Annotated in this window: 9 protein-coding genes; all 9 read left to right on the forward strand. The window is 61.1% G+C overall.

What is annotated here, in order from left to right; genetic code table 11:
- Window positions 1-218 precede the first annotated feature (218 nt).
- The gene (gene rnr / locus AC3WMV_RS05415; RefSeq protein WP_103368239.1) at window positions 219-2,849 is read left to right on the forward strand and encodes a ribonuclease R; all 2,631 of its coding nucleotides are present in this window, start codon (window positions 219-221) and stop codon (window positions 2,847-2,849) included.
- Window positions 2,846-3,610 (forward strand): 23S rRNA (guanosine(2251)-2'-O)-methyltransferase RlmB, encoded by a 765-nt coding sequence (gene rlmB / locus AC3WMV_RS05420; RefSeq protein WP_003221131.1) that lies wholly within the window; start codon window positions 2,846-2,848, stop codon window positions 3,608-3,610. Before rnr ends, rlmB begins: the two co-directional genes overlap by 4 nt.
- Window positions 3,611-3,923: 313 nt before the next feature.
- Window positions 3,924-4,346, forward strand: a complete 423-nt coding sequence (gene rpsF / locus AC3WMV_RS05425) for a 30S ribosomal protein S6 (protein WP_003221133.1) — start codon at window positions 3,924-3,926, stop codon at window positions 4,344-4,346.
- 28 nt (window positions 4,347-4,374) lie between these two features.
- Complete coding sequence (rpsR, locus tag AC3WMV_RS05430; RefSeq protein ID WP_002551829.1) at window positions 4,375-4,605, forward strand: 30S ribosomal protein S18; 231 nt, start codon at window positions 4,375-4,377, stop codon at window positions 4,603-4,605.
- 36 nt (window positions 4,606-4,641) lie between these two features.
- Window positions 4,642-5,535, forward strand: coding sequence for a hypothetical protein (locus AC3WMV_RS05435; protein WP_103368240.1), 894 nt, complete (start codon window positions 4,642-4,644; stop codon window positions 5,533-5,535).
- Window positions 5,536-5,554: 19 nt separating this feature from the next.
- The gene (gene rplI / locus AC3WMV_RS05440; RefSeq protein WP_003221136.1) at window positions 5,555-6,001 is read left to right on the forward strand and encodes a 50S ribosomal protein L9; all 447 of its coding nucleotides are present in this window, start codon (window positions 5,555-5,557) and stop codon (window positions 5,999-6,001) included.
- A gap of 120 nt (window positions 6,002-6,121) precedes the next feature.
- Window positions 6,122-7,519, forward strand: coding sequence for a replicative DNA helicase (gene dnaB / locus AC3WMV_RS05445; protein ID WP_003221138.1), 1,398 nt, complete (start codon window positions 6,122-6,124; stop codon window positions 7,517-7,519).
- Between the two features lie 192 nt (window positions 7,520-7,711).
- Window positions 7,712-10,015 (forward strand): YgiQ family radical SAM protein, encoded by a 2,304-nt coding sequence (locus AC3WMV_RS05450; protein ID WP_027611423.1) that lies wholly within the window; start codon window positions 7,712-7,714, stop codon window positions 10,013-10,015.
- A gap of 364 nt (window positions 10,016-10,379) precedes the next feature.
- On the forward strand, window positions 10,380-13,655 hold the full coding sequence (locus AC3WMV_RS05455) for a transglutaminase family protein (protein WP_103368241.1): 3,276 nt from the start codon (window positions 10,380-10,382) through the stop codon (window positions 13,653-13,655).
- The last annotated feature ends 71 nt before the right edge of the window (window positions 13,656-13,726 follow it).

Below are 13,726 nucleotides of genomic sequence, written 5' to 3' on the forward strand. Positions count from 1 at the left end.
CAACGTGTGTACGTCGTCGATGGCGCGCACTATACGGAGCGCCTTTTTAACTGTAAACCCCTGTCAGCAAAAAAAATGAATTTTTTTACCAGCGGTGTTCAAAAGGGCTTTCAGGCGTCGATACAAGGCTCCAGAAGGGCCTTATATAGTCGGAAATTTCCCGTTTGATGGCGCCTATGCCAAACTAACCCGCATATAGACAAGGTGAAAACTCTCTAATGGCCGATTGGCAGTCCCTCGATCCCGAGGCCGCTCGTGAAGCGGAAAAATATGAAAACCCTATTCCCAGCCGCGAACTGATCCTGGCGCATCTCGCCGATCGGGGTTCGCCTGCTGCCCGCGAGCAACTGGTCGAAGAGTTTGGTCTGACCACAGAAGACCAGATCGAAGCCCTGCGCCGCCGCCTGCGCGCCATGGAGCGCGACGCTCAATTGATCTACACCCGCCGTGGCACCTATGCGCCGGTGGACAAGCTCGACCTGATCCTCGGCCGCATTAGCGGTCACCGTGACGGTTTCGGCTTCCTGGTGCCGGACGACGGCAGCGATGACCTGTTCATGAGCCCGGCGCAGATGCGTCTGGTGTTCGATGGCGATCGTGCGCTGGCCCGCGTTTCGGGTCTCGACCGTCGTGGTCGCCGTGAAGGCGTGATCGTCGAAGTGGTGTCCCGTGCCCACGAAACCATCGTTGGTCGCTACTTCGAAGAGGGCGGTATCGGTTTCGTCGTTGCCGACAACCCGAAGATCCAGCAGGAAGTGCTGGTTACGCCAGGCCGCAACGCCAACGCGCAGATCGGTCAGTTCGTCGAGGTGAAAATCACCCACTGGCCGACGCCGCGCTTCCAGCCGCAAGGCGATGTGGTCGAAGTGGTCGGCAACTACATGGCGCCGGGCATGGAAATCGATGTCGCGCTGCGTACCTACGACATTCCGCACGTCTGGCCTGAAGCGGTGCTCAAAGAAGCCGCCAAGCTCAAGCCGGAAGTCGAAGAGAAAGACAAAGAGAAGCGTGTCGACCTGCGCCATCTGCCGTTCGTCACCATCGACGGCGAAGATGCCCGCGACTTCGACGACGCGGTCTACTGCGAAGCCAAGCCGGGCAAGTTGCGCCTGTTCTCCGGCGGCTGGAAGTTGTACGTGGCGATTGCCGACGTCTCCAGCTACGTGAAGATCGGTTCGGCGCTGGACAACGAAGCCCAGGTACGCGGCAACTCGGTGTATTTCCCCGAGCGCGTGGTGCCGATGTTGCCTGAACAGCTGTCCAACGGCCTGTGCTCGCTGAACCCGCACGTCGATCGTCTGGCCATGGTTTGCGAGATGACCATCTCCAAGTCCGGCGAAATGACCGACTACTGCTTCTATGAAGCGGTGATCCATTCCCACGCCCGCCTGACCTACAACAAGGTCAGCGCGATGCTGGAAACCCCGAAAGCCACCGAAGCGCGCAAGCTTCGCGGCGAATACACCGACGTGGTGCCGCACCTCAAGCAGCTCTATGCGCTGTACAAAGTGTTGCTGGCTGCCCGTCACGTGCGTGGCGCGATCGATTTCGAAACCCAGGAAACCCGGATCATCTTCGGTTCCGAGCGCAAAATTGCCGAAATCCGTCCGACCACCCGCAACGATGCGCACAAGCTGATCGAGGAATGCATGCTGGCGGCCAACGTGGCCACCGCCGAATTCCTCAAGAAGCACGAAATCCCCGCGCTGTACCGTGTCCACGACGGTCCGCCACCGGAGCGTCTGGAAAAGCTGCGCGCGTTCCTCGGCGAGCTCGGCCTGTCCCTGCACAAAGGCAAGGACGGCCCGTCGCCGAAGGACTATCAGGCCCTGTTGGCGAGCATCAAGGACCGTCCGGATTTCCATCTGATCCAGACCGTGATGCTGCGCTCCCTGAGTCAGGCGGTGTACAGCGCCCAGAACGAAGGCCACTTCGGCCTGAATTACGAGGCCTATACCCACTTTACCTCGCCGATCCGTCGTTACCCGGACCTGCTCACGCACCGCGCCATCCGCAGCGTGATCCATTCGAAACAGGACACTCCGCACGTTCGTCGTGCCGGGGCGATGACCATTCCGAAGGCGCGCATCTATCCCTACGACGAAGCGGCGCTGGAGCAACTCGGCGAGCAGTGCTCGATGAGCGAGCGCCGTGCCGACGAAGCCACCCGCGACGTGGTGAACTGGCTCAAGTGCGAGTTCATGAAAGATCGTGTGGGCGAATCGTTCCCGGGCGTTATCACCGCCGTGACCGGTTTTGGCCTGTTCGTCGAGCTGACTGATATCTACGTCGAAGGCCTGGTGCATGTCACCGCGCTGCCGGGCGACTACTACCACTTCGACCCTGTGCATCACCGCTTGGCGGGCGAGCGCACCGGTCGCAGCTTCCGTCTCGGCGATACCGTTGAAGTGCGCGTGATGCGCGTCGACCTCGACGAGCGCAAGATCGACTTCGAGATGGCAGAAAAAACCATCAGCGCGCCGATCGGTCGCAAGAAACGTGGCGCCGATACCGCAGCACCTGCGAGCAAGGCTGTGGAAGACAAGGCTCCGGCGAAAACCGCCAGCCGTCGTCCGGCCAAGGAAAAAGCCGTCGAGGCCTATCGCCCGAGCGATGCCGTGGCGAAAAACGCCGAGCTGCGCAAAAGCCGTGAATTGAAGAAGGCCTTGCTGGCCGAAGCCAAAAGCGGTGGTAAAGCGGCGTCTGGGGGAAAGACCGGACGGTCGGCGCCGGAGAAGGCCGTCGGCGGCAAGCCAGCCAAACCGAGCAAACACCGTAAAGGCCCGTCGAAAGCGGGTTCGGCTCCAGCCAAAAGTGGCGGGTCGCGTAAACCGAAGGCGAAGTCATGAGTCAGTTGGAAAAAATCTACGGCGTTCACGCGGTAGAAGCGTTGCTGCGTCACCACCCGAAACGCGTCAAGCAGATCTGGCTGGCCGAAAGCCGCAACGATCCGCGCGTGCAGACCCTGATCGAGCTGGCCAACGAAAATCGTGTGCAGATCGGTCAGGCCGAGCGCCGCGAAATGGACGCCTGGGTTGAAGGCGTACACCAGGGCGTGGTCGCGGACGTCAGTCCGAGCCAGGTCTGGGGCGAGGCGATGCTCGACGAGCTGCTCGACCGCACCGAAGGCGCACCGCTGTTGCTGGTGCTCGACGGCGTGACCGACCCGCACAACCTCGGCGCCTGCCTGCGGTCGGCGGATGCTGCCGGCGCGCTGGCGGTGATCGTGCCCAAGGACAAATCGGCAACCCTGACGCCGGTGGTGCGTAAAGTGGCCTGCGGCGCGGCGGAAGTGATTCCGCTGGTGGCGGTGACCAATCTGGCGCGCACTCTGGAAAAGCTTCAGCAGCGCGGTCTGTGGGTGGTCGGCACGGCGGGTGAGGCCGAGGTCAGCATTTATGACCAGGACCTGACCGGCCCGACCATCCTGATCATGGGCGCCGAAGGCAAAGGCATGCGTCGCCTGACTCGCGAGCACTGCGACTATCTGGTGAACCTGCCGATGGCCGGCAGCGTCAGCAGTCTCAACGTGTCCGTGGCCACCGGTGTGTGCCTGTTCGAAGCGCAGCGTCAACGCGGCGCCAAGGCCAAAGCTGCCGCGAAGAAGTAGTCTTGAGCTGAAATCGGTTCAAATGTGGGAGCGAGCCTGCTCGCGAAAGGGGTGTGTCAGCTGACAATAATGTTGCCTGATATATCGCATTCGCGAGCAGGCTCGCTCCCACAGTGTTTTGTGTCAGGTCGAAGATCGGTGGTTGTTCAAATAATCACCAATTGCCTTGCACCTGCGCAGTCCCTTCTCTACAATTGCGCCCCTTGCTGTGACGGCAGGCACGCATGTGCCCCGCGCCAGCAAGTCCATAAGTGTCATTCACTCCTTGTCTGACCGTTTTTGAGCGGCAGGCTACAACCCGTAAGGAGCATTCATGCGTCATTACGAAATCATCTTTCTGGTCCACCCTGACCAGAGCGAGCAAGTCGGCGGCATGGTTGAGCGTTACACCAAGCTGATCGAAGAAGACGGCGGCAAAATCCACCGTCTGGAAGACTGGGGCCGTCGTCAACTGGCCTACGCAATCAACAATGTTCACAAGGCTCACTACGTGATGCTGAACGTTGAGTGCACTGGCAAGGCCCTGGCCGAGCTGGAAGACAACTTCCGCTACAACGATGCTGTGATCCGTAACCTGGTCATCCGTCGCGACGAAGCCGTTACCGGCCAGTCCGAGATGCTCAAGGCTGAAGAAAACCGCAGTGAGCGCCGTGAGCGTCGCGACCGTCCTGAGCACTCCGACGCTGATGGCGTTGAGGGTGATGACAGCGACAACAGCGATAACGCTGACGAGTAATCCACGGACCTTTTAAGGAGCCTATCAAATGGCACGTTTCTTCCGTCGTCGTAAATTCTGCCGCTTCACCGCTGAAGACGTGAAAGAGATCGATTACAAAGATCTCAACACTCTGAAAGCCTACGTATCCGAGACCGGCAAAATCGTTCCAAGCCGCATCACCGGTACCAAAGCTCGTTATCAGCGTCAGCTGGCCACCGCTATCAAGCGCGCCCGCTTCCTGGCCCTGCTGGCCTACACCGACAGCCACGGCCGCTGAGACCGGGCAGTCGACAAGTAGCAAAGGATTGAATGCATGCGTGCCTTAGCTGAGTTCATCATGCGAGGCCGTATGCAGGCCACTCTCGTGGTGGCCGGATGTGCAACATTGCCGTTGTTGTATTGGTTGGGTGCTGCCGCCGGGAGCCTTGTGCTTCTGCGGCGCGGACTGACGGACGCCCTGGGTGTTCTGTCTCTGGGGCTGCTGCCGGCTTTGGTCTGGTGGCTGTATGCCGATGATCCACGGGCACTTCTGGTGCTGCTGGGGTCTTCGGGGCTTGCGTTGGTGTTGCGCGCAAGTGAGTCCTGGGTTCGCACGCTGCTGGTCAGCGTAGTGATTGGAGTGGTGTTTTCAGTGGTGCTCGGGGCAGCGTTTGCGGCCCAGATTGAGATGCTCGCGCAGGCCTTGATAAAGGTCATGCCGGCGCTTCTTGGTGAAACCTACAAGCAATTGTCGGTCGATGAGCAAGCGCGCTTCGCGTCCCTGATTGCACCAGTCCTGACCGGACTGATTGCGGCTCTGTTGCAGATCGTCAGCGTGCTGAGCCTGATTGTCGGGCGGCATTGGCAAGCGTTGTTGTACAACCCGGGTGGTTTTGGTCGCGAGTTTCGCGTCATCCGGATCCCGCTGGGGCCGGCGATGTTGCTGCTGGCGTTGATGCTTCTGGGCCCGAATCTCGGTGCACAGATGGCCATGTTGACGCCGTTGTGCAGCGTACCGCTGGTGTTCGCCGGACTCGCCCTGATTCACGGGCTGGTCGGGCAGAAGCGACTGGCCGGTTTCTGGCTGGTGGGGTTGTACGTCACGCTGCTGTTGTTCATGCAGCTGCTCTATCCGTTGCTCGTGGTTCTGGCCATTGTCGACAGCCTGATTGATTTTCGCGGTCGTCACGTGTCGAAAAACACCGATAACGCGAACGGTGAAGGTTAAAAGTTAAGAGGATTTCCACATGCAACTGATCCTTCTGGAAAAAATCGCCAACCTGGGCAACCTGGGCGACAAAGTAAACGTTAAGGCCGGTTACGGCCGTAACTACCTGCTGCCTTTCGGCAAAGCTACCGCTGCGACCGCTGCCAACCTGGCTGCATTCGAAGAGCGTCGTGCCGAGCTGGAAAAAGCTGCCGCAGACCGTAAAGCATCGGCTGAAAGCCGTGCTGCCCAACTGGCCGAGCTGGAAGTGACCATCACTGCCACCGCTGGCGACGAAGGCAAGCTGTTCGGTTCGATCGGTACTCACGACATCGCTGACGCACTGACCGCCTCCGGCGTTGAAGTGCAGAAGAGCGAAGTTCGTCTGCCGAACGGCACCATCCGCAACGTGGGTGAATTCGACGTGGCTGTGCACCTGCACGCCGAAGTTGAAGCCACCGTACGCGTTGTCGTGGTAGCAGCTTAAGCAATACTTGTCGGCTGGCACCCTCGGGTGCTTGCCGGTAACATCGGGCACGATCCTGTTTACAGGTCGTGCCCTTTGTCTTTCTGGTACTCCCGTTTTCAAACCTGACTCCAAGTGGCCATGAACGAAATCACCGCTCCCGAGCAATACGATCTGCAAACCGCTGCCCTGAAGGTGCCGCCGCATTCCATCGAGGCCGAACAGGCCGTACTCGGTGGTCTGATGCTGGACAACAACGCCTGGGAACGCGTGCTCGATCAAGTCTCCGACGGCGATTTCTACCGACATGACCACCGTCTGATCTTCCGTGCGATCGCCAAACTGGCCGATCAGAACATGCCGATCGACGTCGTGACCCTTGCAGAGCAACTGGACAAGGAAGGTCAGACGTCCCAGGTCGGCGGCCTCGGTTACCTCGGCGAGCTGGCGAAAAACACGCCGTCCGTCGCCAACATCAAGGCCTATGCGCAGATCGTTCGCCAGCGGGCGACGTTGCGTCAGTTGATCGGTATCAGCACCGAAATTGCTGACGCCGCCTTCAACCCTGAAGGCCGTACAGCCGAAGAGATCCTCGACGAAGCCGAACGGCAGATCTTCCAGATCGCCGAGGCGCGGCCGAAGACCGGCGGCCCGGTGGGGGTCAACGAACTGTTGACCAAGGCCATCGATCGCATCGACACCCTGTTCAACACTGCCGACGCGATTACCGGCCTGTCCACCGGCTATACCGACCTCGACGAGAAGACCAGCGGTCTGCAGCCGTCCGACCTGATCATCGTCGCCGGCCGTCCGTCGATGGGTAAAACCACCTTCGCGATGAACCTGGTGGAAAACGCCGTACTGCGCAGCGACAAGGCGGTGCTGGTGTACTCCCTCGAGATGCCAGGCGAATCGCTGATCATGCGTATGCTTTCGTCCCTGGGTCGTATCGACCAGACCAAGGTGCGTTCCGGCCAGCTCGAGGACGACGACTGGCCGCGCCTGACCTCGGCGGTCAACCTGCTCAATGATCGCAAACTGTTCATCGACGATACCGCCGGCATCAGCCCGTCGGAAATGCGTGCGCGAACCCGACGTCTGGTGCGTGAGCACGGCGACATCGGCCTGATCATGATCGACTACCTGCAGTTGATGCAGATTCCGGGTTCAAGCGGTGACAACCGGACCAACGAGATTTCCGAGATCTCCCGATCCCTGAAAGCCCTGGCCAAAGAATTCAACTGCCCGGTGGTGGCGCTGTCGCAGCTCAACCGTTCCCTGGAACAACGTCCCAACAAGCGTCCGGTGAACTCCGACTTGCGGGAATCCGGAGCGATCGAGCAGGACGCCGACGTCATCATGTTCGTGTACCGGGACGAGGTGTATCACCCGGAAACCGAGCACAAGGGCATCGCCGAAATCATCATCGGCAAGCAGCGGAACGGCCCGATCGGCTTTATCCGCCTGGCCTTTATCGGTAAGTACACCCGCTTCGAAAACCTCGCGCCGGGCAGTTACAACTTCGACGACGATGAGTAAATTCTTCATCGTTTGAGCTGACGCCTTCGCGAGCAAGCCCGCTCCCACACCTGGAATGCATTCAAATGTGGGAGCGGGCTTGCTCGCGAATGGGCGTGGCGCAATTTCCGACCACAGCCGTCGGAATTGGTCAAAATTTGTGCTATATTCCGCGCCCGCGAAATTCAATGAAAGCCAACACCGGTTATCGACATGCAAGCAGCCAAGCCGTTATTTGACTATCCGAAGTACTGGGCCGAATGTTTCGGGCCAGCGCCATTCCTGCCGATGAGCAGGGAGGAGATGGATCAGCTCGGCTGGGATTCCTGCGACATCATCATCGTCACTGGTGATGCCTACGTCGATCACCCGTCGTTCGGCATGGCGATCATCGGCCGGCTGCTGGAGTCCCAGGGCTTCCGCGTCGGGATCATCGCCCAGCCGAACTGGCAGTCCAAAGACGACTTCATGAAGCTCGGCGAGCCGAACCTGTTCTTCGGCGTCGCGGCCGGCAACATGGACTCGATGATCAACCGCTACACCGCGGACAAGAAAATCCGTTCCGACGACGCCTACACCCCGGGTGGCATGGCGGGCAAGCGTCCGGATCGCGCGAGCCTGGTCTACAGCCAGCGCTGCAAGGAAGCCTACAAACATGTGCCGATCGTCCTCGGCGGCATCGAAGCTTCCCTGCGTCGCATCGCCCACTACGACTACTGGCAGGATCGCGTGCGCAACTCGATCCTGATCGACGCCAGCGCCGACATTCTGCTGTACGGCAACGCCGAGCGCGCCATCGTCGAAGTGGCCCAGCGTCTGTCCTACGGGCACAAGATCGAAGATATCACCGACGTGCGCGGCACCGCGTTCATCCGTCGTGACACGCCGCAGGGCTGGTACGAAGTCGACTCCACGCGTATCGACCGTCCGGGCAAGGTCGACAAGATCATCAACCCGTACGTCAACACCCAGGACACCCAGGCTTGCGCCATCGAGCAAGAGAAGGGCCCGGTGGATGATCCCGAGGAAGCCAAGGTCGTACAGATCCTGGCCAGCCCGCGCATGACTCGCGACAAGACCGTGATCCGCCTGCCGTCGATGGAAAAGGTGCGTAACGACCCGGTTCTGTACGCCCACGCCAACCGCGTGCTGCACCTGGAAACCAACCCGGGCAACGCCCGCGCGCTGGTGCAGAAACATGGCGAGGTCGACGTCTGGTTCAACCCGCCGCCGATTCCGATGACCACTGAAGAAATGGACTACGTGTTCGGCATGCCTTACGCACGGGTTCCGCACCCGGCGTACGGCAAGGAGAAAATCCCTGCTTACGACATGATCCGTTTCTCGGTGAACATCATGCGTGGCTGCTTCGGCGGTTGTACCTTCTGCTCGATCACCGAGCACGAAGGCCGGATCATCCAGAACCGTTCCGAAGAGTCGATCATTCGCGAAATCGAAGAGATCCGCGACAAGGTCCCGGGCTTCACCGGCGTCATCTCCGACCTCGGCGGCCCGACCGCGAACATGTACCGCATCGCCTGCAAGAGCCCGGAAATCGAATCCGCGTGCCGCAAGCCGTCCTGCGTGTTCCCGGGCATCTGCCCGAACCTGAACACCGACCACTCGTCGCTGATTCAGCTGTACCGCAGCGCCCGTGCCCTGCCGGGTGTGAAGAAGATCCTGATCGCCTCCGGCCTGCGTTACGACCTCGCGGTCGAGTCGCCGGAGTACGTCAAAGAGCTGGTGACCCACCACGTTGGCGGTTACCTGAAGATCGCCCCGGAACACACCGAGGAAGGTCCGCTCAACCAGATGATGAAACCGGGCATTGGCAGCTATGACAAGTTCAAGCGCATGTTCGAGAAGTACACCAAGGAAGCAGGCAAAGAGCAGTACCTGATCCCGTACTTCATCGCCGCGCACCCGGGCACCACCGACGAAGACATGATGAACCTGGCGCTGTGGCTCAAGGGCAACGGTTTCCGTGCCGACCAGGTGCAGGCGTTCTATCCGTCGCCGATGGCCACTGCGACCGCGATGTACCACTCGGGCAAGAACCCGCTGCGCAAGGTCACCTACAAGAGCGACGGCGTGACCATCGTCAAGAGCGAAGAGCAGCGCCGCCTGCACAAGGCGTTCTTGCGTTATCACGACCCGAAAGGCTGGCCGATGCTGCGCGAAGCGTTGATTCGCATGGGCCGTGGTGATCTGATCGGTCCGGGCAAGGATCAGTTGATTCCGCTGCACCAACCTGCCACCGACAGCTACCAGAGCGCCCGTCGCAAGAACTCGACGCCGGCCGGCAGCCACAAGGTCGCGAAAGAGAAGACCACCAAGATTCTCACCCAGCACAACGGCCTGCCGCCGCGTGCCAGCGACGGTGGCAATCCTTGGGACAAGCGTGAACAGGCCAAGGCTGCGGCATTCGCCCGCAACCAGCAGGCGGCCAAGGAGCGCAAGGAAGCAGCCAAGGGCAAGGGGCCGAAACCGGCTCGCAAGCCAGTCGTTCCGCGCTAAGTCGCTTTTTGTTTCAACAAAACGCCAACCTTCGGGTTGGCGTTTTGCATTTCAGGTGTCAGGAAATTTGCTGAAGTCACTGCCCTCATCGCTGGCAAGCCAGCTCCCACAGGTTTATCTGTCGCTCACAAAACTGTGGCCACCGAGGAACCTTGTGGGAGCTGGCTTGCCAGCGATGGGGCCAGATCAATCACCTCATCAATCACTGCCCGCCACATTTAGGCGCAACTTCCTCGAACCATTTCCCCGCATCGCCCGATTTTGGTGCTGTACTGCCCTGAGCATTCCGGGAAAGCGCCCAAGCCCCTGCATGGCATAAGTCTTGCGCGCTTTCGAATACGCTTAGGCTCGCAGGAGGCACGCCGTGTCGATTCATGTCGCTTTGCATCACGTCACGCATTACCGCTACGACCGCGCTGTCGAACTCGGCCCGCAGATCGTACGCCTGCGCCCGGCCGCCCACAGCCGCACGCGGATCCTCTCGTATGCGCTGAAGGTCTCGCCCGAGCAGCATTTCATCAACTGGCAGCAAGACCCGCAGGGCAACTACCTCGCGCGGCTGGTGTTCCCCGAGAAAACCGATGAGTTGCGCATCGAGGTCGATCTGCTGGCCGAGATGGCGGTGTTCAACCCCTTCGACTTCTTCCTCGAACCCTACGCCGAGAAAATCCCCTTCACTTACGCCGCCGATGAACGCAAGGAATTGGCGCCGTACCTCGAAACGCTGCCGCTGACGCCTTCATTCAAAGCCTATCTGGACGGAATCGACCGTACGCCGCTGCCCGCCGTGGATTTCCTGGTGATGCTCAACCAGCGCCTCAGCGAAGACATCCGCTACCTGATCCGCATGGAACCGGGCGTGCAGACCCCGGAACACACCCTCGAACATGCCTCCGGCTCCTGCCGCGACTCGGCGTGGCTGCTGGTGCAACTGCTGCGCAACCTCGGGCTGGCCGCGCGGTTCGTCTCCGGTTATCTGATTCAACTGACCGCCGACGTGAAGAGTCTCGACGGCCCGTCCGGCACCGAAGTGGACTTCACCGACCTGCACGCCTGGTGCGAGGTGTACTTGCCGGGCGCTGGCTGGATCGGTCTGGATGCTACGTCCGGATTGTTCGCCGGCGAAGGGCATATCCCGCTGGCCTGCAGCCCTGATCCATCCTCAGCCGCGCCGATCAGTGGTCTGGTCGAGCCGTGCGAATGCCAGTTCAGCCACGAAATGTCGGTGGAGCGGATCTGGGAAGCGCCACGGGTGACCAAGCCCTACACCGATGAGCAGTGGCTGGCGATTCAGGCGCTGGGCCGGCAGATCGATGCCGACCTGCTGGAAGGCGATGTGCGCCTGACCATGGGCGGCGAGCCGACCTTCGTCTCCATCGACGACCCCGATGGCGCCGAGTGGAACACCGCCGCGCTGGGCCCGGACAAGCGCCTACTCTCCGCTGAACTGTTCCAGCGCATGCGCCAGCACTATGCGCCGAAAGGTCTGGTGCACTTCGGTCAGGGCAAGTGGTACCCGGGCGAGCAATTGCCGCGCTGGTCGCTCAACTGCTATTGGCGCCGCGACGGCGTGCCGATCTGGCACAACAGCGCGCTGATCGCCGATGAGCAGCAGGACTACGGCGCCGATGGCGAGCTGGCCGGGCGTTTTCTGGCGAGTGTTGCCGAACGCCTGAAACTGCCGGCACGTTTCGTGTTCCCGGCCTACGAAGACAATTTTTATTACCTTTGGCGTGAGGGCGCATTGCCGAGCAACGTCAACGCTGAAGACTCGCGTCTTGAAGAACCGCTGGAGCGTGCGCGTCTGCGCAAGGTTTTCGCGCAGGGCCTGGATAAAGTGATCGGCCAGGTGCTGCCGCTGGCCCGCACCGCCAAGGGTGATCAATGGCAGAGCGGGCGCTGGTATCTGCGCGACGAGCATTGCCGACTGGTACCGGGGGATTCGCCGTTGGGTTATCGCTTGCCACTCGGTTCACAGCCGTGGGTGAAGGCCGCCGAGTATCCGTTCATTCATCCCAACGATCCGAATCAGGACTTCCCCGAGCTGCCGGACACCGCGCAGCTCAACAGTCATGCCGAACCCGCCACGGCCGCCGAACGCGCGCCGAAAATCGACGAGTCCGCCGACTGGCTGACCCGCACCGCCTTCTGTGCCGAGGCCCGCGAAGGGCGTCTGTATCTGTTCATGCCGCCGCTGGAGCGGGTCGAGGACTATCTGGAACTGGTGGCGGCCATCGAAGCCACCGCCGAAGAGCTGCATTGCCCGGTGCTGCTGGAAGGTTACGAGCCGCCGAGCGATCCGCGCCTGAGCAACTTCCGCATCACCCCGGATCCGGGCGTGATCGAGGTCAACGTGCAGCCGTCGGCGACCTGGGACGAACTGGTCGAACGCACCGAGTTTCTCTATGAACAGGCGCGGCAAACCCGCCTGACCACCGAAAAATTCATGATCGACGGGCGCCACACCGGCACCGGCGGCGGCAACCATTTCGTCCTCGGTGGCGCGACCCCGGCGGACTCACCGTTCCTGCGCCGCCCGGACCTGCTGCGGAGTCTGATCAGTTACTGGCACAACCACCCGTCGCTGTCCTACCTGTTTTCCGGCTTGTTCATCGGCCCGACCTCGCAGGCGCCGCGGGTCGATGAAGCGCGCAACGACGCCCTGTACGAACTGGAAATCGCCTTCGCGCAGATGCCTGAACCGGGCGAAGCGTGCGCGCCGTGGCTGGTGGATCGCCTGCTGCGCAATTTGCTGATCGACGTCACCGGCAACACTCACCGCGCCGAGTTCTGCATCGACAAACTGTATTCGCCGGATGGCGCTACCGGGCGTCTGGGCCTGCTGGAGCTGCGCGCCTTCGAAATGCCGCCGCATGCGCGGATGAGCCTGGCTCAGCAGTTGTTGCTGCGTGCGCTGGTTGCGCGATTCTGGCGCGAGCCCTATGCGCCGCCGAAACTGGCGCGCTGGGGCACCGAGCTGCACGACCGCTTCATGCTGCCGCATTTTATCGCGCAGGATTTCGCTGACGTCATCGTCGAACTGAACAACGCCGGTTATCCATTGCGCGCCGAATGGTTCGCGGCGCATCTGGAATTCCGTTTTCCCAAAGTCGGCGATTACGCGGTCAACGGCATCGAGATGGAGCTGCGCCAGGCGCTGGAACCTTGGCACGTGCTGGGCGAGGAGGGGACGGCGGGCGGCACGGTGCGTTATGTCGATTCGTCGCTGGAGCGTTTGCAGATCAAGCTCAGCGGCTTGCCGCCGCAGCGCTATCTGCTGACCTGTAACGGCATTCCGCTGCCGCTGCAACCGACCGGGCGCATCGGTGAGTTCGTCGCCGGCGTGCGCTTTCGGGCCTGGCAACCGGCCAACTGCCTGCAACCGACCATCCCGGTGCACGCGCCGCTGGTGTTCGACCTGCTCGACACCTGGATGCAGCGTTCGCTGGGCGGTTGCCAGTACCACGTGGCGCACCCGGGCGGGCGCAATTACGAGACGTTGCCGGTCAATGCCAACGAAGCTGAGAGCCGGCGCATGGCGCGGTTTTTCCGCATCGGACACACGCCGGGGAAACTTCCGATACCGAACCTGACAATCTCCGACGAGCTGCCGATGACGCTCGATTTGCGACGTTTCTAAGTCCTGCACGACATGCGGATTTTTCGTATATCCGCACGTCATGTGCCTGCGTTAGTCTGACCGTTCCCTGC

Source organism: Pseudomonas sp. FW305-3-2-15-E-TSA4, from assembly GCF_058787295.1.